This is a genomic window from Streptomyces sp. NPDC092369 (assembly GCF_044755245.1).
Classification (GTDB): domain Bacteria; phylum Actinomycetota; class Actinomycetes; order Streptomycetales; family Streptomycetaceae; genus Streptomyces.
In genome coordinates this window covers 211,624-235,202 of sequence record NZ_JBIVQP010000003.1, presented here as the reverse complement: position 1 = coordinate 235,202, position 23,579 = coordinate 211,624, and the positions used below count along the sequence as shown (strand labels likewise).

The window sequence follows — 23,579 nt, the reverse complement described above, 5'->3', positions numbered from 1 at the left end:
TTCGCATCTGCCCGGAGACGTCCCGGATCTAGTAGCCGAAGTCCTGCGTCCACCACGGGCCGCCCTCGCCGAAGTGCACGCCGACGCCCAGGGTCTTGAAGTCGCAGTTCAGGATGTTGGCCTTGTGGCCGGGGCTGTTCATCCAGGCCTCCATCACCGCGGCCGCGTCGGCCTGGCCGCGGGCGATGTTCTCGCCGCCCAGGCCGGTGATGCCCAGTGCCGCCGCGCGGTCCCACGGAGTGGCCCCGCTCGGGTCGGTGTGGTCGAAGAAGCCCTGTGCGGCCATCGCGTCGCTGAAGGCCGTGGCCAGGTCCGACAGCGCGCTGTTCGCGGCCACCGGGCTGCAGCCGGCCTTGGCCCGCTCGTCGTTGACCAGCTGGAGCACCTGCGCCTCGGCGGCGGCCTCCGCGGTCACCGTGATCGGGGAGGAAGTCTCCTTCGGCGGAGCCGGCTCCTTCGCCGACGGCGTGGTGGTCGGCTTCTCGCTCGGCGTCTCCACCGGCTTCTCGGTCGGCTTCTTGGTCGGCGCGGCCGTCGACGGCGAGGTCGAGGGAACCGTGCTCGGCGAGGCCGCCCGGTCGGAGCCACGGCTCGTCGAGGAGCCGTCGTCCCGGCTCTCCGCGCTGCCGGACGTGCCGCCCTGCTCGGTCGCGGAGTTGGACGGCGTACCGACGGCCTGCGTCTTGTCGCCGCCGCTCCCGCCGCCGAGCTTGTAGTTCTCGAGCCCGGGCATCGAACCGGTGGCGACCGCGACGGTGCCGATGGCGACCGCGGCGGAGACCCCGAGCAGACCGGACTTCACCGGCGTCACGGTCTTCTTGCGCCGCCGGTGGGAGCGGCCCCGGCCGGAGCCGCCGTCGGACGAGCGCCCGTCCTCGGGGAAGACCGTGGCGAAGTCGTCCTCGTTGGCGAAGAGGTAGGCGGCGCTGCGCGCGGACGCCCTGGTGTGCACGTCGCTGTCCGTGGCGGGGCCGGTCCCGAACGACTCCGGGGCCCCACCGCCGTAGGACTGCGGCGGTTCATAACTGTACGAGTACTCCTGAGGGTCGTAACCGCTCGCGTACGAGCCGTCCCTTGCAGTGACCCCCGTGGCGCGGCTTGTGGCGGCGCGGCCGGCGGCGGAGCGTCGGTGGCGTCCCATGTCCTTGCCTTCCTCGTGCTGCGGTCGAGCGGACCCATAGGACCTCGGGATCCGCGGAACCTCTGGGCCCTGGAATCTTCGCTGTGACCCGACTCACGCGATCTCACTCGATGGAGTGAGTTTCATATGAGATTCATTGGATGGGGACGGTACCGCATGGCGCCAGAGGAGGGAGTGCCCCAAGAGACATTGGCCGGTTAGGTTGCACTCATGAGCGAGGATGTGCGGCTGGTCGCCTGGGTGCGGGGACGGGTCCAAGGTGTGGGTTTCCGCTGGTTCACGCGGGCCAAGGCGCTGGAGCTCGGGTCCCTGAGTGGTTTTGCTCTCAATTTGGCGGACGGACGGGTTCAGGTGGTCGCGGAGGGCCCACGGGAGGGGTGCGAGGGACTCCTGGGGTGGCTCCGGAGTGACGACACGCCCGGGCGCGTGGACGGCGTCACCGAGATCTGGGACACACCCCGTGGGGGATACGACGGCTTCGCCATCCGTTGACCCGGTTCTGTAAAGCGGCCCTGGTCGAAGCGGAGGGACATGCCACCGGCAGCTGCCCCGAGCAGAAATGGCCTGGTGGTTGCCAAGAACCCCGTGTCGTGGCAGGCTCCGCAGCTAAGAATGATCGAACGCCCTCAGGACCCCGCAGGAGTCGCGTCGCCGCCGTCTCCAGGCCGCAGACCGCGGGTTGCCCGTCAATACAGGGCGTGATCGTGTTGACCGTCAAACTTTTTGGTGAGACGCTGAAAACCCCGCGCACCTTAGCTGTTTGGCATGGAGAACGGCAGCACTATCTCAACAGTGCCAGGCACTGCGGGTGCGATTCCCTCACGACCCACACCGCTTCGGTCGGTCACTCAGTGTGGAGGACCATCCATCATGGCAAAGGCGCTTCTCGGTTACGTCGGCGGTTCCGACCCGCGACTCCTCGCCGAGATGCGACGGCTCCAGCAGCGCGTCCAGGACCTGGAATCCGAGCTCGGACGGATCCAGGCGGAGAACGACGCGCTGACGGCTGCCGCTTCTCACGACTCGCTTCTCGAGAGCATCGACGCACGCCAGGCGGAGCCTGCGCTCACCTGATCACTGCATCGCACCACGACAGCAGGGGTTCGGTGGACCACATCAACCGCTAAGTTGTCAGAGTTTGCAAGGGACGCTTCGGCGTCCCTTCTTTCTTTCCCCCGTCGCCCTTCACCTTCTTTAACGTTTGGTGTGCCCTGCACGTTCAACGGCGAAACCGCGGGGAACCGGACGTTCATGGAGTGAGACAGCGTCGGAAGGTAGAGTCCAGCGGCGTGCACCTCAAGGCCCTGACCCTCCGAGGGTTCAAGTCGTTCGCCTCGGCGACCACGCTCCGGTTCGAGCCGGGTATCACGTGTGTCGTCGGTCCGAACGGCTCGGGCAAGTCCAACGTCGTGGACGCGCTCAGCTGGGTCATGGGCGAACAGGGCGCCAAGTCGCTGCGCGGCGGCAAGATGGAGGACGTCATCTTCGCCGGCACCACGGGCCGTCCGCCCCTGGGCCGTGCCGAGGTCTCCCTGACCATCGACAACTCCGACGGGGCACTGCCCATCGAGTACGCCGAGGTCACCATCACGCGGATCATGTTCCGCAACGGCGGCAGCGAGTACCAGATCAACGGCGACACGTGTCGCCTCCTCGACATCCAGGAACTCCTGTCCGACTCCGGCATCGGCCGCGAGATGCACGTCATCGTCGGCCAGGGCCAGCTCGACTCCGTCCTGCACGCCGATCCCATGGGCCGCCGCGCCTTCATCGAGGAGGCGGCCGGCGTCCTCAAGCACCGCAAGCGCAAGGAAAAGGCGCTGCGCAAGCTGGACGCGATGCAGGCCAACCTCGCGCGCGTGCAGGACCTCACCGACGAACTCCGCCGACAGCTCAAGCCCTTGGGCCGCCAGGCCGCCGTCGCCCGCAGGGCCGCCGTCATCCAGGCCGACCTCCGCGACGCCCGCCTGCGCCTGCTCGCCGACGACCTCGTACGGCTGCGCTCCGCGCTGCAGACCGAGGTCGCCGACGAGGCCGCGCTGAAGGAACGCAAGGAAGCCGCCGAGCTGGAGCTGAAGAAGGCCCAGCAGCGCGAGGCGCTCCTTGAGGACGAGGTACGCCGGCTCACCCCCCGGCTCCAGCGCGCCCAGCAGACCTGGTACGAACTCTCGCAGCTCGCCGAGCGGGTGCGCGGCACGATCTCACTGGCCGACGCGCGCGTGAAGAGCGCCACCTCGGTCCCTCCGGAGGAGCGGCGCGGGCGCGACCCCGAGGACATGGAGCGCGAGGCCGCCCGGATCCGCGAGCAGGAGGCCGAGCTCGAAGCGGCCCTGGAGGCGGCCGAGCGCGCCCTGGAGGACACCGTCGCGCACCGCTCCGACCTGGAGCGCGAGCTCATCCAGGAGGAACGGCGCCTCAAGGACGTGGCCCGCGCGATCGCCGACCGCCGCGAAGGTCTCGCCCGGCTCAACGGCCAGGTCAACGCGGCCCGTTCACGCGCCGCCTCCGCCCAGGCCGAGATCGACCGCCTGGCCGCCGCCCGCGACGAGGCCCAGGAACGCGCCGTCACCGCCCAGGAGGAGTACGAGGCCCTCAAAGCGGAGGTCGACGGCCTGGACGCCGACGACGCGGAACTCGGCGAGCAACACGACGCGGCGAAGCGCCGGTTGGCCGAGGCCGAGGCCACGATGACCTCCGCCCGCGAGGCGGCCACCGCGGCGGAACGCGAACGAGCCGCCACCCAGGCCCGCCACGAGGCCCTGGCGATGGGCCTGCGCCGCAAGGACGGCACCGGAATACTGCTGGGCGCGAAGGACCGCCTCACGGGACTGCTGGGCCCGGCGGCGGAACTGCTCACGGTGACACCGGGCTACGAGGTGGCGCTGGCGGCGGCGTTCGGCGTGGCGGCGGACGCGATCGCGGTGACCTCCCCGTCATCGGCGGCGGACGCGATCCGCCTGCTGCGCAAACAGGACGGCGGCCGGGCAGCGCTCCTGCTGGCCGGCGGCCCGGACGAGCCAACGTCAACCCCTATGCCCTCAAGGGGCGCGGGGAACGGCGCGACCAGCCACGACGCGCCCGCAGCCGCCGAATCACAGAACACCCCCCTTTCTGCGGCGGAACTGGTCCGCGCCCCCTCCGACCTCATGCCGGCCATCCGCCGCCTCCTCCAAGGCATCGTCGTCGTCGGCACCCTTGAGAACGCCGAGGAACTGGTCTACAGGCACCCGGAGTTGACAGCCGTCACCGCCGAAGGCGACCTGCTCGGCGCCCACTTCGCCCACGGCGGCTCCGCAGGCGCCCCCAGCCTCCTCGAAGTCCAGGCGTCCGTGGACGAAGCAGCCGCAGAACTCGAAGAACTGGCAGTCCGCTGCGCGGAGTTGACCGAGGCCCAGCACGCCGCGAGCGAGCACCGCAAAGATGCCGCGACGTTGGTCGAGAACCTGGCGGAACGCAGACGCGCCGCCGACCGCGAGAAGTCCGCCGTCGCACAACAGCTGGGCCGCCTGTCCGGCCAAGCTCGCGGAGCTGCCGGCGAGGCCGAACGGTCGACCGCGGCCGCCTCCCGCGCACAGGACGCCCTCGACAAGGCCCTCGAAGAGGCAGAGGAACTGGCCGAACGCCTGGCAGTCGCCGAGGAGATGCCCGTCGAGGAGGAACCCGACACCTCCGTACGGGACCGCCTCGCCGCCGACGGCGCCAACGCCCGCCAGACCGAGATGGAGGCCCGCCTCCAGGTCCGTACCCATGAAGAGCGGGTCAAAGGACTCGCCGGCCGCGCCGACTCCCTCGACCGTGCCGCCCGCGCGGAGCGAGACGCACGCGCGCGTGCCGAACAGCGCCGCGCCCGCCTGCGCCACGAGGCCGCCGTCGCCGAGGCCGTCGCCTCCGGTGCGCGCCAGCTGCTCCTGCACGTGGAGGTCTCGCTCGGCCGGGCCGATCTGGAGCGGACCGCCGCCGACGCGGCCAAGGCGCGGCGCGAGCAGGAGCTGACCGTCGCCCGCACCACCGGCCGCGACCTCAAGGGCGAGCTCGACAAGCTGACGGACTCCGTGCACCGCGGCGAGGTGCTCGGCGCCGAGAAGCGCATGCGCATCGAGCAGCTGGAGACCAAGGCGCTGGAGGAACTCGGCGTCGAACCGGCCGGGCTCGTCGAGGAGTACGGCCCCCACCAGCTCGTACCGCCCTCGCTCGCCGCCGAGGGCGAGGAGCTTCCGGACGACCCGGAGCACCCGCGCAACCAGCCCAAGTCCTTCCACCGCGCCGAGCAGGAGAAGCGGCTCAAGGCGGCCGAACGGGCCTACCAGCAGCTCGGCAAGGTCAATCCGCTCGCGCTCGAGGAGTTCGCCGCGCTGGAGGAGCGCCACAAGTTCCTCAGCGAGCAGCTCGAGGACCTGAAGAAGACCCGCGCCGACCTGCTCCAGGTGGTGAAGGAGGTCGACGAGCGCGTCGAGCAGGTCTTCACCGAGGCCTACCGGGACACGGCCGTGCAGTTCGAGGGCGTCTTCAGCCGGCTCTTCCCGGGCGGTGAGGGCCGGTTGATCCTCACCGATCCCGACAACATGCTCACCACGGGCGTGGACGTCGAGGCCCGGCCGCCGGGCAAGAAGGTCAAGCGGCTGAGCCTGCTCTCCGGTGGCGAGCGCTCACTCACCGCCGTAGCGTTGCTGGTGTCGATCTTCAAAGCTCGACCCAGCCCCTTCTACGTCATGGACGAGGTCGAGGCCGCCCTCGACGACACCAACCTCCAGCGACTGATCCGGATCATGCAGGAGCTGCAGGAGGCGTCACAGCTCATCGTGATCACGCACCAGAAGCGGACGATGGAGGTCGCCGATGCCCTGTACGGCGTCTCCATGCAGGGCGATGGGGTCTCGAAGGTCATCAGCCAGCGGCTCCGCTGAAGCCGTTCCTTCAAATTTTGAACACAAACCCCTCACGGGCTTGCTGATATCTCACATTCGTCGCCCATTGACTTCGAAACTTGAAGGCATAGTCTCGGCAACGTCGTTTTTACTTGCAGATGCCACCGATCTGGCATGGTCCCCATTCGGCAGTGTCGCCGGTGGCCCGAGGAGTACACGTGACCAGCACCGCTGAGGCCCCCAAGTCAGGAGCCGGACCGGCTCATCCCGAGCATCTCGGGCATGTCATCTTCATCGCGGCGGCGGCCGCGATGGGCGGCTTCCTGTTCGGCTACGACAGTTCCGTGATCAACGGCGCGGTCGAGGCGATCAGGGACCGCTACGACATCGGCTCAGCGGCCCTGGCGCAGGTCATCGCCGTCGCCCTGATCGGCTGTGCCATCGGCGCGGCGACCGCGGGCCGCATCGCCGACCGTATCGGCCGCATCCGCTGCATGCAGATCTCCGCCGTGCTGTTCACCATCTCCGCTGTCGGCTCCGCGCTGCCCTTCGCGCTCTGGGACCTCGCCTTCTGGCGGATCATCGGCGGCTTCGCCATCGGCATGGCCTCCGTCATCGGCCCCGCCTACATCGCGGAGGTCTCCCCGCCCGCCTACCGCGGCCGGCTCGGCTCCTTCCAGCAGGCCGCGATCGTCATCGGCATCGCCATCTCGCAGCTGGTCAACTGGGGTCTGCTCAACGCCGCCGACGGCGACCAGCGCGGCACGCTCATGGGACTTGAGGCCTGGCAGGTCATGCTCGGCGTCATGGTGATCCCGGCCGTCCTGTACGGGCTGCTCTCCTTCGCCATCCCCGAGTCCCCGCGCTTTTTGATCTCCGCGGGCAGGATCGACCGCGCCCACACCGTGCTGCGCGAGGTCGAGGGCGACGACGTCGACCTGGACGCCCGGGTCGCCGAGATCGAGCACGCGATGAGGAGCGAGCACAAGTCGACCTTCAAGGACCTGCTGGGCGGGGGCGGTTTCTTCTTCAAGCCGATCGTCTGGGTCGGCATCGGCCTGTCGGCCTTCCAGCAGCTCGTCGGCATCAACGTCGCGTTCTACTACTCCTCGACGCTGTGGCAGTCCGTCGGCGTCGACCCCACGGAGTCGTTCTTCTACTCCTTCACCACGTCGATCGTGAACATCGTCGGCACCGTGATCGCCATGATCTTCGTGGACCGCATCGGCCGCAGGCCGCTGGCCCTCATCGGATCGGTCGGCATGGTCGTCGGTCTCGCGCTGGAGGCCTGGGCCTTCTCCTACGACCTCGTCGACGGCAAACTGCCCAGCGCCCAGGGCTGGACCGCCCTGATCGCCGCCCACGTCTTCGTCCTCTTCTTCGCCCTGTCCTGGGGTGTCGTGGTCTGGGTCTTCCTCGGCGAGATGTTCCCCAGCCGCATCCGCGCCGCCGCCCTGGGCGTCGCCGCCTCCGCGCAGTGGATCGCCAACTGGGCCATCACCGCCAGCTTCCCGTCCCTGGCCGACTGGAACCTCTCCGCGACCTACGTGATCTACACGGTCTTCGCCGCGCTCTCCATCCCCTTCGTCCTGAAGTTCGTCAAGGAGACGAAGGGCAAGAAGCTGGAGGACATGGGCTGACCGGGCTCAGCCGAGCCGCGGCAGCACCTCGTCGCAGAACAGCCGCAGACTCCGCCATCCCTCCTCCACCGGCATCCCGCCCGCGAGCGGATGCAGTACGAGGTTGTCGAGCCCCTGCTCGACGACCTCGTCCGGCGTGAGGATCCGGTACACGCCCTCGGCGCGCAGTCCGTCGACGTCCGTCGCCCCCGACTTCACGGCCGAGCGGATCTCGCCGGACTGCCAGGAGGCGTACGTCCGTGCCTCGTGCAGGAAGTGCTCGCCGTAGTGCGCCCACGCCCGGTCGGGGTCCTCGGCGATGTGCAGCAGCGGGGTCTCGGCGGTCGGCATCATGGTCCAGCCCTCGGTGCCGTACTCGACCAGCCGTTCCTTGTAGTAGGCCTCGAGTTCCGGCAGGTGGGCGCTGGGGAAGAAGGGCAGGCCGAGGCGGGCGGCGCGGCGGGCGGCGGCCTTCGAGGAGCCGCCCACCAGGAGCAGCGGGTGCGGCTGGGTCGCCGGGCGCGGGGTGACCCGTACCCTGCGGCCGCGGTACTCGAACTCCTCGCCGGTCCAGGCCTTGAGCAGGGTCTCCAGGAGCTCGTCCTGGAGTGTGCCGCGGCGCTTCCAGTCCACGTCGAACTGGGCGTACTCCTCGGGCCGGTAGCCGATGCCGGCGACCGTCACCAGCCGGCCGCCGCTGAGCAGGTCGAGCACCGCGATGTCCTCGGCCAGCCGGAGCGGGTCGTGCAGCGGACCGATGATCGCGGAGACGGTGACCGCGATCGTGCGGGTCGCGCCGAACACCGTAGCGGCGAAGGCGAACGGCGAGGGCAGCCAGTTGTTGGCGACGCCGTGGTGCTCCTCCGTCTGCACGGTGGTGACCCCGCGCTCGTCCGCGTACGCGGCCATCTCCACGGCGGCCCGGTAGCGGGCGCCGAGGGAGGCGGGGGTGGCGTCGGGTTCGACGAGGTTGAAACGTACGACCGTGACGGGCATGGGGTCCCCTTCGCCGGGCGGATGTGCGGGGGACGGTAGCTGACGGAGCGTCAGACGGCCAGAGTCGCGGGCCCTCGGTCACGATCCGGGTGAGCGGCGGTTCCGGGCCCTACGGCACTGAGCACGGCCGGGACCCATGGCCGATACTGGGTGGGTTATGGAAACCGTCATCCTTGCTGTAGTCATCGCCGTGGTCGTGCTCGGTGCGATCGGCGGGCTCGTCGTCGGCAGCCGGCGCAAGAAGCCGCTGCCCCCGCCGCCCACCTCCGTGCCCGACATCACCGCCCCGCCGGCCGAGCCGCATGTCGGCGACGAGGCCGAGACCCCGCGCGACGAACCGCGCCGGACCATAGAGGAGGTGGATCTGCCGGGTGGCTCGGCGCCCGTCGGCGTGGAGGAGCCGCCCGCCGGACCGGATCTCACCGCTCCCGAGATCGAGGTCCCCGAGCCGACCGCCGGACGCCTCGTCCGGCTGCGCTCCCGTCTCTCCCGCTCCCAGAACGCCCTGGGCAAGGGGCTGCTCACGCTGCTGTCGCGCGAGCACCTCGACGAGGACACCTGGGAGGAGATCGAGGACATCCTGCTCACCGCCGACGTCGGCGTGCAGCCCACCCAGGAGCTGGTCGACGGCCTGCGCGCCCGGGTGAAGGTGCTGGGCACCCGCACGCCCGACGAGCTGCGCACGCTGCTGCGCGAGGAGCTGCTCAAGCTGGTCGGCACCGACGTCGACCGGGTCGTGAAGACCGAGCCCGAAGGCCGCAAGCCCGGCATCGTGATGGTCGTCGGGGTCAACGGCACCGGCAAGACCACCACCACCGGCAAGCTCGCCCGGGTCCTGGTGGCCGACGGCAACACCGTCGTGCTGGGGGCCGCCGACACCTTCCGGGCCGCCGCCGCGGACCAGCTGCAGACCTGGGGCGAGCGGGTCGGCGCCTACACCGTGCGCGGGCCCGAGGGCGGCGACCCCGCCTCCGTCGCCTTCGACTCGGTCAAGGAGGGCAAGGACATGGGGGCCGACGTCGTCCTCATCGACACCGCCGGACGACTGCACACCAAGACCGGTCTGATGGACGAGCTCGGCAAGGTGAAGCGGGTCGTCGAGAAGCAGGCGCCGCTGGACGAGGTCCTGCTCGTCCTCGACGCGACGACCGGGCAGAACGGCCTCGTCCAGGCCCGCGTGTTCGCCGAGGTCGTCGACGTCACCGGCATCGTCCTCACCAAGCTCGACGGCACCGCCAAGGGCGGCATCGTGATCGCGGTCCAGCGCGAACTGGGCGTACCGGTCAAGCTGGTGGGCCTGGGCGAGGGCGCGGACGACCTGGCGCCCTTCGAGCCGGAGGCGTTCGTGGATGCGCTTATCGGGGACTGACCTGCACACACTCCATCCGGCTTCAGTGAGCCCGAGTGCACCGACGAAGAAGCGCCCGCCCCCGAGATGCAGTCAGGGACGGGCGCTTCGGCCGTGGGGGGTGCCAGTGGGTGTTAGTTACGCTCCCGACCGGTGGGCCACGTACGCCAGCGTGCCGAGGAGCAGGCGGGCCGCCGGGGGGCGGGTCGCCGCGTCCAGGGCCGGCGGGCGCAGCCAGTGGACCGGGCCGAGGCCCCCGCGGTCGGACGGCGGGGCCGTGATGTACGTGCCGGGGCCCAGGCCCCGCAGGTCGAGCGAGCTGGGGTCGTCCCAGCCCATGCGGTAGAGCAGCTCGGGGAGTTCGGCGGCGGCGCCGGGGGCGACGAAGAAGTGGGCGCGGCCCTCGGGGGTCGCGGTGACCGGGCCGACGGGCAGGCCCATGCGCTCCAGGCGGATCAGGGCGCGGCGCCCGGCGGATTCGGCCACCTCGATGACGTCGAACGCGCGGCCGACGGCCAGCATGACCGACGCTCCCGGGAACTCCGCCCAGGCCTTGGTGACTTCGTCGAGCGTGGCGCCGGCCGGCACCTGGGGCGCGAACTCCAGTGGATGCGCGCCCGGTTCGGGACAGTCCGTGCGACCGCAGGAGCAGGCGCCGCCCGCGGCTCGCGCGCCCCGCACCACGTCCCAGCCCCAGAGACCGGTGAACTCGGCGACGGCCGTGCACTCGAAGGAGCGGCCGCGCCGACGCGTGCCGGAGCGGATCTCCCGGATGCCGCCGATCGTGAAGCCCATGCCCCCTCCAACGTGTCCGAAGCGCCGGTGGTTACGACGCGGATGCAGACCGTGACTCTGTGTTGTCTCGTGCTTTTCGACTTCCCCGCGCCGCGTCGTCCAGACGGCGCTCGGGCGTGCCCCGGGTGGTGAACTCGACGGTGCGCGCCCCTGAGTGCACCGCTCCGCCGACTCCCGGTCGTCCTATGTCAAGTGAATCGTGCGAGGACGACCGTGAGTTCATTCGAAGGGGTGGCGAATGGTGGCGTTTCCGGGATCGCCATGGCTGGAGCAGTGATCGTAGGATTACTTTGAGTGCACGGGTCCTGGGGGCACATGCACTCGTGGGTATGCCGGAGGCAACTCGGCTTTCCGTTCGAAGGGTGACAACGGGCAGACGGACGGCCGTATTTCCCGGCATTCTGATAAGGCTTGGCGCACTCAGCGACAAGTGGTCTCAGGGATGGGGGCGTTCCAGTGAGCGGCAACGGCGGAAGCGGGACAACCGCGACCAGCACGGAGAAGCTGCCCAACGAGCTGCTCACGTCGTGGTTCGTGCGCAGCGGCTGGTCGAAGGGCGAGCTCGCGCGCCAAGTCAACCGCAGGGCACGCCAGTTGGGCGCCAACCACATCTCGACGGACACCTCGCGCGTGCGCCGCTGGCTGGACGGCGAGAACCCCCGCGAACCCATCCCCAGGATCCTGTCCGAGCTGTTCTCCGAGCGCTTCGGCTGCGTGGTCTCCGTGGAGGACCTCGGCCTGCGCGCGGCCCGCCAGTCACCCTCCGCGACCGGCGTCGACCTGCCCTGGACGGGCCCGCAGACGGTGGCCCTGCTCAGCGAGTTCTCGCGCAGTGACCTCATGCTGGCCCGGCGCGGCTTCCTCGGAACCTCGCTGGCCCTGTCCGCGGGCCCGTCCCTCATCGAGCCGATGCAGCGCTGGCTCGTGCCCTCGCAGCACAGCCCCCAGTCGGCCCAGGCCGAGTCGCTCGCCGCGAGCCGGCGCGGCGGCCGGCTGTCCCGGCCCGAGCTGGAACTGCTGGAGTCCACCACGGTGATGTTCCGTCAGTGGGACGCCCAGTGCGGCGGCGGGCTGCGCCGCAAGGCGGTCGTCGGGCAGCTGCACGAGGTGACCGACCTGCTCCAGGAGCCCCAGCCCGAGGCCACCACCCGCAAGCTGTTCAAGGTCGCCGCCGAACTGGCGGAGCTGGCCGGCTGGATGTCGTACGACGTCGGGCTGCAGCCGACCGCGCAGAAGTACTTCGTGCTCGCCCTGCACGCCGCCAAGGAAGCGGGCGACAAGCCGCTGGGCTCGTACGTCCTGTCCAGCATGAGCCGCCAGATGATCCACCTCGGCCGGCCCGAGGACGCGCTGGAGCTGATCCACCTCGCGCAGTACGGCAGCCGGGACTGCGCGAGTCCGCGCACCCAGTCCATGCTGTATGCGATGGAGGCCCGCGCCTACGCCAACATGGGGCAGCCCGGCAAGTGCAAGCGGGCCGTCCGGATGGCCGAGGACACCTTCGCCGACGCCGACGACTGGGACGAGCCGGAGTCCGACTGGATCCGCTTCTTCTCCGAGGCCGAACTGCACGGCGAGAACAGCCACTCCTTCCGCGACCTGGCCTACGTGGCCGGCCGCAGCCCCACCTACGCCTCGCTGGCCGAGCCCGTGATGCGGCGGGCCGTCGACCTGTTCGCCAAGGACGACGAGCACCAGCGGTCGTACGCACTGAACCTGATCGGCATGGCCACCGTGCACCTGCTGCAGCGCGAGCCCGAGCGGAGCACGGTTCTTGTCGAGGACGCCATGCGCGTCGCCAAGAAGGTCCGCTCGGAGCGCGTCAACACTCGTATTCGAAAGACGGTCGACACGGCCGTCCGTGACTTCGGTGAGCTCGCCGAGGTCATCGACCTCACCGACAAGCTCGCCATCGAACTGCCGGAGACCGCAGAAGCGGTCTGAGACACGGCGCAACCCCAGAACCCCGGCCGCGGCCGGCCCTCCCGAACTGCCCGACTCGGCTCCCCCATGCCAGGTCATCGGAAGGTCGACCGCGGCCGGTTTCCTTCCCCCACGGAAGGTTGCGCCACGATAACGATCGCTTCGGCGAACATCTGCCAGTTCATCGACGCGTAACACACAGGACGCCTTCGTCACGGCGGCGAAACATCGAGGGGCTTCGACGGAAACCGCGCTGCGCCAATCTCATGGCGCATAACCGGCCCACCCCTCATGACCGCTCAGGCTTCGCCCGCACGGGGCCGTACCAACGACGAGGAGACGCCGATGGCACCAGCCATCACGCTTGCCGCAGACAAATTGTCTGCCGCCAACACAGGCTTCATGCTTATCTGTTCCGCCCTGGTGCTGATCATGACTCCGGGCCTCGCCTTCTTCTACGGAGGCATGGTCCGCGTCAAGAGCACGCTCAACATGCTGATGATGAGCTTCATCAGCATCGGGATCGTCACGATCCTGTGGGTGCTCTACGGCTTCTCCATGTCGTTCGGAACCGACCACGGCTCGCTGATCGGCTGGGAGTCCGACTTCGTCGGCTTCAGCGGCATCGACAAGATGGACATCTGGTCGGGGTACACGATCCCGGTCTTCGTCTTCGCCGTCTTCCAGATGATGTTCGCGATCATCACGCCGGCCCTGATAAGCGGCGCGATCGCCGACCGCGTGAAGTTCACCGCCTGGTCGCTCTTCGTCGCGCTGTGGGCGACGGTCGTGTACTTCCCGGTCGCGCACTGGGTCTGGGGCACCGGCGGCTGGGCCTTCGACCTCGGTGTGATCGACTTCGCCGGTGGTACCGCGGTCCACATCAACGCGGGTGCCGCGGCCCTCGGCGTGATCCTCGTCATCGGCAAGCGCAGCGGCTTCAAGCGTGACCCGATGCGCCCGCACAGCCTCCCGCTGGTCATGCTCGGCGCCGGTCTCCTGTGGTTCGGTTGGTTCGGCTTCAACGCCGGCTCCTGGCTCGGCAACGACGACGGCGTCGGCCCGCTGATGTTCGTCAACACGCAGATCGCCACCGCCGCCGCCATGCTCGCCTGGCTCGCCTACGAGAAGATCCGGCACGGCGCGTTCACCACCCTGGGCGCCGCCTCCGGCGCGGTCGCCGGTCTGGTCGCCATCACCCCGTCCGGCGGTGCGGTCAGCCCGCTCGGCGCGATCGCGGTCGGTGTCATCGCCGGTGTCGCCTGCGCGGCGGCCGTCGGCCTGAAGTACCGCTTCAACTACGACGACTCGCTCGACGTCGTCGGCGTCCACATGGTCGGCGGTGTCGTCGGCTCCCTGCTCATCGGCTTCTTCGCCAGCGGCAAGGGCCAGTCCGACGTCGAGGGCCTCTTCTACGGCGGCGGCCTCGACCAGTTCTGGAAGCAGTGCGCCGGTGTCTTCGCCGTCCTCGCCTACTCCCTGATCGCCTCCGCGATCCTCGCCTTCCTCATCGACAAGACCATCGGTATGCGGGTCAGCGAGGACGAGGAGATCTCGGGCATCGACCAGGCCGAGCACGCCGAGACCGCATACGACTTCAGCGGCGCCGGCGGTGGCATCGGCGGCGGCGCGCTGGCCGCCGCGGAGACGAAGAAGGTGGACGCATGAAGCTCATCACCGCCGTCGTGAAGCCGCACCGGCTCGACGAGATCAAGGAAGCCCTGCAGGCCTTCGGAGTGCACGGTCTGACGGTCACCGAGGCCAGCGGCTACGGTCGTCAGCGGGGCCACACCGAGGTCTACCGCGGTGCCGAGTACACGGTCGACCTGGTACCGAAGATCCGTATCGAGGTACTGGCCGAGGACGACGACACCGAGCAGCTGATCGACGTCATCGTCAAGGCCGCCCGCACCGGCAAGATCGGTGACGGCAAGGTCTGGTCCCTCCCGGTCGAGACGGCCGTACGGGTCCGGACCGGCGAGCGCGGACCGGACGCGCTCTAAAAGAAGAGGAACAGGAGTCGCTGGGTGTCGAGCACGGACGTGCGCAACGAAGCAGAGGATTCGGGACCCAGCGGCTACGCGGCGGCCCGGCTGCGCCTCCTCCAGGAGGGGGCGCGGTCCGGGCCGCCGCGCCGTGCCGCCCTGGCCGAACTGACAGACGACTGGCTGTCCGGGCTCTTCACCGCCGGCGCCACCGACCTCAAGGGCGTCTCCCTGGTCGCCGTCGGCGGCTACGGCCGCGGCGAGCTCTCCCCGCGCAGCGACCTGGACCTGCTCCTGCTGCACGACGGCTCCGACTCCGGCGCGGTGGCCGCCCTGGCCGACCGCATCTGGTACCCCGTCTGGGACCTCGGCCTCGCCCTGGACCACTCGGTCCGCACCCCGGCCGAGGCCCGCAAGACCGCCGGCGAGGACCTCAAGGTCCAGCTCGGCCTCCTCGACGCCCGCCACCTCGCGGGCGACCTCGGCCTCACCGCCGCCCTGCGCACCTCGGTCCTCGCCGACTGGCGCAACCAAGCACCCAAACGCCTTCCCGAACTCCAGGAACTCTGCGCCGAGCGCGCCGAGCGCCAGGGCGAGCTGCAGTACCTCCTCGAACCCGACCTCAAGGAAGCCCGCGGCGGCCTGCGCGACGCCACCACCCTGCGCGCCGTCGCCGCCTCCTGGCTCGCCGACGCCCCGCGCGAGGGCCTCGACGACGCCCGGCGCCGCCTTCTCGACGTCCGCGACGCCCTGCACCTGGCCACCGGCCGCGCCACCGACCGGCTCGCCCTCCAGGAACAGGACCAGGTCGCCGCCGAACTCGGCCTGCTCGACGCCGACACCCTGCTGCGCCAGGTGTACGAGGCGGCCCGGGTCATCTCGTACGCCAGTGACGTCACCTGGCGCGAGGTGGGGCGCGTGCTCAGGTCGCGGGCCGTGCGGCCGCGGCTGCGCGCCATGCTCGGCGGCAGCAAGCCCGTCACCGAACGCTCCCCGCTCGCCGAGGGCGTGGTCGAGCAGGACGGCGAGGTGGTGCTCGCGCGGGCCGCGCGCCCCGAGCGCGACCCCGTCCTGCCGCTGCGCGCCGCGGCCGCCGCCGCACAGGCCGGTCTGCCGCTCTCCCTGCACGCCGTACGGCGCCTGGCCGCCACCGTGCGCCCGCTGCCCACGCCCTGGCCCGCCGAGGCGCGCGAACAGCTGGTGACGCTGCTCGGTTCCGGGCAGCCCACCATCGAGGTCTGGGAGGCGCTGGAGGCGGAGGGCCTGATCACCCGTCTGCTGCCGGACTGGGAGCGGGTGCGCTGCCGGCCGCAGCGCAACGCCGTGCACATCTGGACCGTCGACCGGCACCTGATCGAGACCGCCGTACGCGCCTCCGAGTTCACCCGCCGGGTCAGCCGCCCCGACCTCCTCCTGGTCTCCGCGCTGCTGCACGACATCGGCAAGGGCTGGCCGGGCGACCACTCGGTGGCCGGCGAGATCATCGCCAAGGACGTCGCCGCCCGCATCGGCTTCGACCGTGCGGACGTCACGGTGCTCTCCACCCTCGTACGCCATCACCTCCTGCTCATCGAGACCGCCACCCGGCGCGACCTGGAGGACCCGGCCACCGTGCGCGCGGTCGCCGAGGCGGTCGGCACGCAGAGCACGCTGGAGCTGCTGCACGCGCTGACCGAGGCGGACGCGCTGGCCACCGGGCCCGCAGCCTGGTCGTCCTGGCGCGGGTCCCTCGTCGCCGACCTGGTGAAGCGGGTCGCCGCCGTGCTCGCCGGGGACGTCCCGGAGGAGCCCGAGTCCGCCGCGCCCACCGCCGAGCAGGAGCGGCTCGCCATCGAGGCCATCGCCACCGGCAGCCCGGTTCTCGCCCTGCGCGCGCAGACCGAGCCGCCGACGGAGGACCAGCCCGCCGGGGACCCCGAGCCGCTGGGCGTGGAGCTGCTGATCGCCGTGCCCGACCAGCCCGGGGTGCTGCCCGCGGTGGCCGGCGTCCTCGCGATGCACCGGCTCACCGTGCGCACCGCCGAACTGCGTGCCCTGGACCTGCCGACCGGCGTCGAGGGCTCCGTGCTGCTCCTGAACTGGCGGGTCGCCGCCGAGTACGGCTCACTGCCCCAGGCCGCGCGGCTGCGGGCCGACCTGGTCCGCGCGCTGGACGGCTCCCTGGACATCGCGGGCCGTCTCGCCGAGCGGGACGCGGCCTATCCGCGCCGCCGCGGAGTGGTGGCACCGGCGGCCCGCGTGACGGTCGCCTCCGCCGCCTCCCGCTTCGCCACCGTGATCGAGGTCCGCGCCCAGGACGCCCCCGGGCTGCTGTTCCGCATCGGCCGGGCCCTTGAGGACGCGGGCGTCCTGATGCGCAGCGCACACGTCTCCACGCTGGGCGCGAACGCCGTCGACGCCTTCTACGTGACCGGAGCGGAGGGGGCCGCCCTGCCGGGCGAGGAGGCGGCCGCGGTGGCGCGCAAACTGGAGGAGATGCTGCGGGCGTGAGCTCGCGGTCCTGTCGCGCATCGGGCGGACCGCCCCGCGGACGCGAGGTTTCCCGCGTACCCGCCCGATGAACCCAGCAGGCGGGGACGATTGTCTTGCGCGGCCGGATACCCTGGAAGACGCCCATCCTGCCCCCGACTCCGAGGACCGACGCCGCCGTGTTCGATACTCTCTCCGATCGCCTTTCAGCGACCTTCAAGAACTTGCGCGGCAAGGGGCGCTTGAGCGAAGCGGACATCGACGCCACGGCGCGTGAGATCCGCATCGCCCTCCTCGAAGCCGACGTGGCCCTGCCCGTCGTGCGGACGTTCATCAAGAACGTCAAGGAGCGTGCCCTCGGCGCCGATGTGAACAAGGCGCTGAACCCGGCCCAGCAGGTCCTGAAGATCGTCAACGAGGAACTCGTCACGATCCTCGGCGGCGAGACCCGGCGCCTGCGCTTCGCCAAGAACCCGCCGACCGTGATCATGCTCGCGGGTCTGCAGGGTGCCGGTAAGACCACCCTCGCGGGCAAGCTCGGCAAGTGGCTGGGGGACCAGGGGCACTCGCCGCTGCTCGTCGCCGCCGACCTCCAGCGCCCGAACGCCGTGAACCAGCTGAGCGTCGTCGCCGAGCGCGCCGGGATCGCGGTCTTCGCGCCCGAGCCGGGCAACGGCGTGGGCGACCCGGTCAAGGTCGCCAAGGACTCCATCGAGTTCGCGAAGGCCAAGGTCCACGACATCGTGATCGTGGACACCGCGGGCCGCCTCGGCATCGACCAGGAGCTGATGCAGCAGGCCGCGGACATCCGCGACGCGGTCAGCCCCGACGAGATCCTCTTCGTCGTCGACGCGATGATCGGTCAGGACGCGGTCAACACCGCCGAGTCCTTCCGTGACGGCGTCGGCTTCGACGGCGTGGTGCTCTCCAAGCTCGACGGTGACGCCCGCGGTGGTGCGGCCCTGTCGATCGCCTCGGTGACCGGCAAGCCGATCATGTTCGCCTCCAACGGCGAGAAGCTGGAGGACTTCGACGCCTTCCACCCCGACCGGATGGCCTCCCGCATCCTCGACATGGGTGACCTGCTCACCCTGATCGAGCAGGCGGAGAAGACGTTCAGTCAGGAAGAGGCCGAGAAGATGGCCTCCAAGCTGGCGTCCAAGAAGGGCCAGGACTTCACCCTGGACGACTTCCTGGCCCAGATGGAGCAGGTCAGGAAGATGGGCAGCATCTCCAAGCTGCTCGGCATGCTGCCCGGCATGGGGCAGATCAAGGACCAGATCAACAACCTGGACGAGCGGGACGTCGACCGCACGGCCGCGATCATCAAGTCGATGACCCCGGCCGAGCGCCAGGACGCGACGATCATCAACGGCTCGCGCCGCGCCCGTATCGCCAAGGGCTCCGGCGTCGAGGTCAGCGCCGTGAAGAACCTGGTCGAGCGGTTCTTCGAGGCCCGCAAGATGATGTCCCGCATGGCCCAGGGCGGCGGGATGCCCGGGATGCCGGGCGTACCGGGCATGGGCGGCGGCCCCGGCCGCAGCAAGAAGCAGCCGAAGAAGGCCAAGGGCAAGCAGCGCTCCGGCAACCCGATGAAGCGCAAGCAGCAGGAGCTGGAGGAGGCCCAGCGGCGCGAGGCCGGCGGCGGCGCGTTCGGCGTGCCGGGCCAGCAGGCTCCGCAGGACTTCGAGCTGCCGGACGAGTTCAAGAAGTTCATGGGCTGAGTTCACCCTCTGCGCATGCCAAGGGTTGGTCTGTGTCGTAACGTCCCGATATGACCAACCCCGCGCCGCCGCGCAAGTCCCCTGATCAGCCCTGGCGTACCGAGGGCACCCCCGACGAGCCCCCGAAGCCGTCGCCGGGCGGGCGGAAGATGCGCGGCGGCTGGTGGAGCCTGATCCTGACCGCGCTGGTCGTCTACCTGATCGCCAACCTGGTGCTGTCGTTCTTCAACGAGGGCGACGAGCCGACGATCTCGTACACCGAGTTCAGCAAGCAGGTCGACGCCGGCAACGTCAGCAAGATCTACGCCAAGGGCGACGCGATCCAGGGCCAGCTCAAGAAGGGGCAGGACAACCCCGAGGGCGACGGCAAGTACACCAAGTTCAACACCGAGCGGCCGACCTTCGCGGACGACCAGCTCTGGGAGGACCTGACCAAGCACAACGTCACGGTCACGGCGGAGCCGGTCGTACAGCACCGTAGTTTTCTGGCCAATCTGCTCATCTCGCTGGCCCCGATGCTGCTCCTGGTCGTCCTGTGGATCTTCATCGCGCGGCGAATGAGCGCGGGGCTCGGTGGCGGGGGCGGCATGCTCGGCCGCAAGGCCCCGCCCAAGCCGGTCGAGCTGGAGCCGGGCCAGCAGCGGACCACCTTCGAGGACGTGGCCGGCATCGACGAGGTCGAGGGCGAGCTCAACGACGTCGTCGACTTCCTCAAGAACCCCGACGCCTATCGCAAGATGGGCGCGAAGATGCCCCGGGGCGTGCTCCTCGCGGGCCCGCCCGGCACCGGCAAGACGCTGCTCGCGCGGGCGGTCGCGGGGGAGGCGGGAGTGCCGTTCTTCTCGGCCTCGGCCTCGGAGTTCATCGAGATGATCGTCGGTGTCGGTGCCTCACGCGTGCGTGAACTGTTCGCGGAGGCCCGCAAGGTGGCCCCCTCGATCATCTTCATCGACGAGATCGACACCATCGGCCGGGCCCGCGGCGGCGGTTCGGGTATGGGCGGTCACGACGAGCGTGAACAGACCCTGAACCAGATCCTCACCGAGATGGACGGCTTCTCCGGCTCGGAGGGCGTCATCGTCATCGCGGCCACCAACCGCGCCGACGTCCTGGACCCGGCCCTCACCCGCCCCGGCCGCTTCGACCGGGTGGTCGTGGTCTCGCCGCCCGACCGCGGCGGACGCGAGGCGATCCTGGAGATCCACACCCGCCAGATCCCGCTCGCCCCCGGCGTCGACCTGGCCCAGGTCGCCCGTACGACCCCGGGCATGACCGGCGCCGAACTCGCCAACCTCGCCAACGAGGCCGCCCTCCTCGCCGTCAAGCGCAAGCAGGACCAGGTCACCCAGGCCGACCTCTCGGAAGCCCTGGAGAAGGTCCAACTGGGCGCCGAACGCCCGCTGGTGATGCCCGAGGAGGAACGCCGGCGCACCGCGTACCACGAGAGCGGCCACGCCCTCCTCGGCATGCTCCAGCCCGGCGCGGACCCCGTCCGCAAGATCACCATCGTCCCGCGCGGGAGGGCACTCGGCGTCACGCTCTCCACCCCGGACGCCGACAAGTACGCGTACACCGAGGAGTACCTGCGCGGCCGGATCATCGGCGCCCTCGGCGGCATGGCCGCGGAACAGGTCGTCTACGGGGTGATCACCACCGGCGCCGAGAACGACCTCGAACAGGTCACCAACATCGCGCGCGGCATGGTCGCGCGATGGGGGATGAGCGAACGGGTGGGCCGGCTCTCGGCCCTCCCGAACGACGCCCAGCAGGCGTACGGCCTCGCCGCCGCGCCCCAGACCCTCGACGTCATCGACGACGAGATGCGCCGCATCGTCGACGAGTGCTACGAGGAGGCCTGCCGCAAGCTCCGCGACCACCGGGGCCAACTCGACGACCTGGCGGCCGCGTTGCTGGAGAACGAGACGTTGGAGGAGACGGACGCGTACCGGATCGCGGGCGTCACACGCCTCTTCAAGGAAGAGGCGTAGCCGTCCTCAGGGCGTCCGCGCGATCAGGTACCGGAACACGTTCGGCATCCACACCGTCCGGTCCCGCCGCTGATACGGATGCAGGGCCTCCGCCAACTCCTTGTCCACCTGCGCCTGATCGGTCGCGGTGATCGCCGCGTCGAAGAGCCCCGTCGACAGCAGCCCTCGTACGGCGCTCTCCATGTCGGCGTACCCGAACGGGCACGACACCCGCCCCGAACCGTCGGGCCTCAGGCCCGCCCGCTGGGCGACCTCCTCCAGGTCGTCGCGAAGGGCGGGGCGCCAACTGCCCGCACTGCGCAGCGGATCCGCCAGTCTGGTGGCCACCCGCAGCACGGACGACGTGGCGCAGCGCTCCGGCGGACCCCAGCCGGCCAGCACCACGGGCGCCCCGCGCTCGGCGAGCGGAGTCGCCGCCCGCAACTGCCCGCCGAGTCCCTCCGAGTCGCCCGCCAGACACCCGATGGGCTCGAAGGCGGTCACCAGGGTGTACGCGGGCGTCTCCGCGTCGGCCGCGTCCCCGGGTGCGCCGTCGATGATCCGGGTGTCCTCACGCGTGCGTGCGCCCGAGGTCGCCGGGAGCAGCCGCTCGCGCGCGAGGGCGAGTCGTTCACGGGAGGAGTCGACACCGGTGACCGCCGCACCTCTGGCGGCCGCCATCAAGAGGGCGAGGCCGCTGCCGCAGCCGAGGCCCAGCAGCCGGGTACCCGGGCCCACTTCAACTCGCTCGTAGACGGCCTCGTGGAGCGGTACCAGCATCCGCTCCTGGATCTCGGACCAGTCACGCGCGCGTGCACACAGGTCCACGCGGGGTGATTCGTCCGCGTGGGGATGGTGCTGCCGCACGAGCGTAGGTGTCATCTAAAGCGCCCCAATCCGCCGAGAGTTGTCGCTGTGTCCGTTTCCCCTGCCCCCGTGACGTTCGCGCGCACTGCCCCCGCATTGCCAGGTAACTCCGGACCAGGAGCCGCGTCCAGGGTTTCTCGGGTCCCGCTTGTGGCTCAGGTATGTCTGTGGCGAGATTTCACATCCCGGCAACTTGGACCCGTACCATCTCGCCATGGCCAAGGCCCCCGTACTCACGCCCCGGGCGGACGACTTTCCGCGCTGGTACCAGGATCTGATCAGCAAGGCCGAACTGGCCGACAACGGCCCGGTGCGCGGCACCATGGTCATCCGACCGTACGGGTACGGGCTGTGGGAGCGGATGCAGGCCGAGATGGACGCGCGGATCAAGGAGACGGGTACGCAGAACGCGTACTTCCCGCTGCTGATCCCGCAGTCGTACTTCGCCCGGGAGGCCGACCACGTCGAGGGCTTCGCGCCCGAGCTGGCCGTGGTCACCCACGGCGGCGGCAAGGAGCTGGAGGAGCCCGCGGTCGTCCGCCCCACCTCCGAGATGATCATCAACGACTACTTCTCGAAGTGGGTCCAGAGCTACCGCGACCTGCCCCTGCTGATCAACCAGTGGGCGAACGTGGTCCGTTGGGAGCTGCGCCCCCGTCTCTTCCTGCGCACCACGGAGTTCCTCTGGCAGGAGGGCCACACGGCGCACGCGACCTTCGAGGAGGCGCGCGACTTCGCCGCGCACATCCACCGCCAGGTCTACGAGGACTTCATGGTGAAGGTCCTCGCGATGGACGTCGTGGCCGGTCGCAAGACCGTCAAGGAGCGGTTCGCCGGAGCCATCAACACCCTCACCCTCGAAGGCATGATGGGCGACGGCAAGGCCCTCCAGATGGCCACCAGCCACGAGCTGGGCCAGACCTTCGCGAAGGCGTTCAACACCCAGTACCTGTCGAAGGAAGGCAAGCAGGAGCTCGTCTGGCAGACCTCCTGGGGCTCCACGACCCGCATGATCGGCGCCCTGGTGATGATGCACGGCGACGACAACGGCCTGCGCGTCCCGCCCAACCTCGCCCAGACGCAGGCCGTCGTCCTCGCCATCAAGGGCGACGAGGCGGTTCTGGCCAAGGTCCGCGAGCTCGGCGATCAGTTGAAGGCGGCAGGCGTACGGGTCCACGTCGACGACCGCACGGACGTCCCCTTCGGCCGCCGTGCCGTCGACTGGGAGCTCAAGGGCGTGCCGGTGCGGATCGAGATCGGCCCCCGTGACCTGGAGAACGGCACCGCGATGCTGGCCCGCCGGATCCCCGGGGGCAAGGAACCGGTGGCGATCGACACCCTCGTAGGACTGCTTCCGAAGGTTTTCGAGGAGGATCAGGCGCTGCTGCTCGCGCAGTCGCGGGAGCGCCGGGAGTCCCGCACCTCCGACGTGGCGACGGTCGAGGAGGCCGTGGAGGTCGCCGGGGCCGGGGGCTGGGCGCGCATCCCGTGGGCGGATCTGGGCACGGAGGGCGAGGTCAGACTGGCCGAGCACGCCGTGACCGTACGGTGTCTGGTCGCCGAGGACGGGTCGGTGCCCGAGAGCGACGGGCAGCCCGGTAACGTCGCGGTCGTCGCACGCGCTTACTAGGGCGGGCCCCTTCCGTCGCGAGAGCGACCGAAACGCCCCTTGCGCATCCGCGGATCGCAGCGGCACCGGCGTGTGGACATCATCTACGCGTAGGTGCGTACGTCAGGCTACGTACCGGCTTGGTACGAGCTGTGAGGCTTCTCCGCAGATCAGCGCACCCGCCCTCGTCCGGACGCATCAGCGGCAACTGACGGGTACGTGCAAATTATTTGGGATGGCCCGGAATCGGAACACAGGGGCACCCCGGCTC

General features: G+C 70.2%; 16 protein-coding genes. 12 read left to right on the top strand and 4 right to left on the bottom strand.

What is annotated here, in order from left to right; translation table 11 throughout:
* Positions 1–28: 28 nt before the first annotated feature.
* Entirely contained in the window at positions 29–1,141 is a 1,113-nt protein-coding gene (locus tag ACIQI8_RS17955) for a CAP domain-containing protein (RefSeq protein ID WP_402351034.1), read from the bottom strand.
* A 210-nt stretch (positions 1,142–1,351) separates the two neighbouring features.
* Here ACIQI8_RS17955 and ACIQI8_RS17950 point away from each other — a divergent pair, with 210 nt between their 5' ends.
* From ACIQI8_RS17950 to ACIQI8_RS17935, 4 genes are all read left to right on the top strand, one after another.
* On the top strand, positions 1,352–1,633 hold the full coding sequence (locus ACIQI8_RS17950; protein WP_402351031.1) for an acylphosphatase: 282 nt from the start codon (positions 1,352–1,354) through the stop codon (positions 1,631–1,633).
* A gap of 378 nt (positions 1,634–2,011) precedes the next feature.
* Positions 2,012–2,215, top strand: coding sequence for a hypothetical protein (locus ACIQI8_RS17945; RefSeq protein ID WP_079659246.1), 204 nt, complete (start codon positions 2,012–2,014; stop codon positions 2,213–2,215).
* A gap of 215 nt (positions 2,216–2,430) precedes the next feature.
* Positions 2,431–6,045 carry a chromosome segregation protein SMC gene (gene smc / locus ACIQI8_RS17940; protein WP_402351028.1) on the top strand — a complete coding sequence of 1,205 codons (3,615 nt, stop codon included), beginning with the start codon at positions 2,431–2,433 and terminating at the stop codon, positions 6,043–6,045.
* 179 nt (positions 6,046–6,224) lie between these two features.
* A complete protein-coding gene (locus tag ACIQI8_RS17935; RefSeq protein WP_402351025.1) occupies positions 6,225–7,646 on the top strand; it encodes a sugar porter family MFS transporter in 1,422 nt (473 codons plus the stop codon).
* A 6-nt stretch (positions 7,647–7,652) separates the two neighbouring features.
* On the opposite strand, the gene ACIQI8_RS17930 is transcribed toward ACIQI8_RS17935, so the two are convergent.
* Positions 7,653–8,621, bottom strand: coding sequence for an LLM class flavin-dependent oxidoreductase (locus tag ACIQI8_RS17930; protein WP_402351022.1), 969 nt, complete (start codon positions 8,619–8,621; stop codon positions 7,653–7,655).
* 157 nt (positions 8,622–8,778) lie between these two features.
* On the opposite strand from ACIQI8_RS17930, the gene ftsY reads away from it, so the two are divergent.
* On the top strand, positions 8,779–9,990 hold the full coding sequence (ftsY, locus tag ACIQI8_RS17925; protein ID WP_402351019.1) for a signal recognition particle-docking protein FtsY: 1,212 nt from the start codon (positions 8,779–8,781) through the stop codon (positions 9,988–9,990).
* A gap of 117 nt (positions 9,991–10,107) precedes the next feature.
* Here ftsY and ACIQI8_RS17920 read toward each other — a convergent pair whose 3' ends face one another.
* Positions 10,108–10,764 carry a bifunctional DNA primase/polymerase gene (locus ACIQI8_RS17920; protein WP_402351016.1) on the bottom strand — a complete coding sequence of 219 codons (657 nt, stop codon included), beginning with the start codon at positions 10,762–10,764 and terminating at the stop codon, positions 10,108–10,110.
* Between the two features lie 456 nt (positions 10,765–11,220).
* On the opposite strand from ACIQI8_RS17920, the gene ACIQI8_RS17915 reads away from it, so the two are divergent.
* The 6 genes from ACIQI8_RS17915 to ftsH all read left to right on the top strand — a co-directional run bounded on the left by ACIQI8_RS17915 (position 11,221) and on the right by ftsH (position 20,853).
* A complete protein-coding gene (locus ACIQI8_RS17915; protein WP_402351013.1) occupies positions 11,221–12,708 on the top strand; it encodes a hypothetical protein in 1,488 nt (495 codons plus the stop codon).
* A 324-nt stretch (positions 12,709–13,032) separates the two neighbouring features.
* Entirely contained in the window at positions 13,033–14,355 is a 1,323-nt protein-coding gene (locus ACIQI8_RS17910; RefSeq protein WP_402351010.1) for an ammonium transporter, read from the top strand.
* A complete protein-coding gene (locus tag ACIQI8_RS17905; protein ID WP_123997477.1) occupies positions 14,352–14,690 on the top strand; it encodes a P-II family nitrogen regulator in 339 nt (112 codons plus the stop codon). Before ACIQI8_RS17910 ends, ACIQI8_RS17905 begins: the two co-directional genes overlap by 4 nt.
* Positions 14,691–14,714: 24 nt before the next feature.
* Complete coding sequence (locus ACIQI8_RS17900) at positions 14,715–17,162, top strand: [protein-PII] uridylyltransferase (RefSeq protein WP_402351006.1); 2,448 nt, start codon at positions 14,715–14,717, stop codon at positions 17,160–17,162.
* A gap of 158 nt (positions 17,163–17,320) precedes the next feature.
* On the top strand, positions 17,321–18,865 hold the full coding sequence (ffh, locus tag ACIQI8_RS17895; RefSeq protein ID WP_402351003.1) for a signal recognition particle protein: 1,545 nt from the start codon (positions 17,321–17,323) through the stop codon (positions 18,863–18,865).
* A gap of 50 nt (positions 18,866–18,915) precedes the next feature.
* Positions 18,916–20,853 carry an ATP-dependent zinc metalloprotease FtsH gene (gene ftsH / locus ACIQI8_RS17890; RefSeq protein WP_402351000.1) on the top strand — a complete coding sequence of 646 codons (1,938 nt, stop codon included), beginning with the start codon at positions 18,916–18,918 and terminating at the stop codon, positions 20,851–20,853.
* A gap of 6 nt (positions 20,854–20,859) precedes the next feature.
* Here ftsH and ACIQI8_RS17885 read toward each other — a convergent pair whose 3' ends face one another.
* Entirely contained in the window at positions 20,860–21,714 is an 855-nt protein-coding gene (locus ACIQI8_RS17885; protein WP_402350997.1) for a methyltransferase domain-containing protein, read from the bottom strand.
* A 199-nt stretch (positions 21,715–21,913) separates the two neighbouring features.
* Between ACIQI8_RS17885 and proS the strand changes: the two genes are divergently transcribed.
* On the top strand, positions 21,914–23,329 hold the full coding sequence (gene proS, locus ACIQI8_RS17880) for a proline--tRNA ligase (RefSeq protein ID WP_402350994.1): 1,416 nt from the start codon (positions 21,914–21,916) through the stop codon (positions 23,327–23,329).
* Positions 23,330–23,579: the final 250 nt, after the last annotated feature.

Bases quoted from the DNA above. Each gene is read 5' to 3' on its own strand.
- ACIQI8_RS17955 (WP_402351034.1), bottom strand. From the start codon at position 1,141: ATGGGACGCCACCGACGCTCCGCCGCCGGCCGCGCCGCCACAAGCCGC.
- ACIQI8_RS17885 (WP_402350997.1), bottom strand. From the start codon at position 21,714: ATGACACCTACGCTCGTGCGGCAGCACCATCCCCACGCGGACGAATCA.
- ACIQI8_RS17910 (WP_402351010.1), top strand. From the start codon at position 13,033: ATGGCACCAGCCATCACGCTTGCCGCAGACAAATTGTCTGCCGCCAAC.
- proS (WP_402350994.1), top strand. From the start codon at position 21,914: ATGGCCAAGGCCCCCGTACTCACGCCCCGGGCGGACGACTTTCCGCGC.
- ACIQI8_RS17930 (WP_402351022.1), bottom strand. From the start codon at position 8,621: ATGCCCGTCACGGTCGTACGTTTCAACCTCGTCGAACCCGACGCCACC.
- ftsH (WP_402351000.1), top strand. From the start codon at position 18,916: ATGACCAACCCCGCGCCGCCGCGCAAGTCCCCTGATCAGCCCTGGCGT.
- ftsY (WP_402351019.1), top strand. From the start codon at position 8,779: ATGGAAACCGTCATCCTTGCTGTAGTCATCGCCGTGGTCGTGCTCGGT.
- ACIQI8_RS17945 (WP_079659246.1), top strand. From the start codon at position 2,012: ATGGCAAAGGCGCTTCTCGGTTACGTCGGCGGTTCCGACCCGCGACTC.
- ACIQI8_RS17950 (WP_402351031.1), top strand. From the start codon at position 1,352: ATGAGCGAGGATGTGCGGCTGGTCGCCTGGGTGCGGGGACGGGTCCAA.
- ACIQI8_RS17920 (WP_402351016.1), bottom strand. From the start codon at position 10,764: ATGGGCTTCACGATCGGCGGCATCCGGGAGATCCGCTCCGGCACGCGT.
- ACIQI8_RS17905 (WP_123997477.1), top strand. From the start codon at position 14,352: ATGAAGCTCATCACCGCCGTCGTGAAGCCGCACCGGCTCGACGAGATC.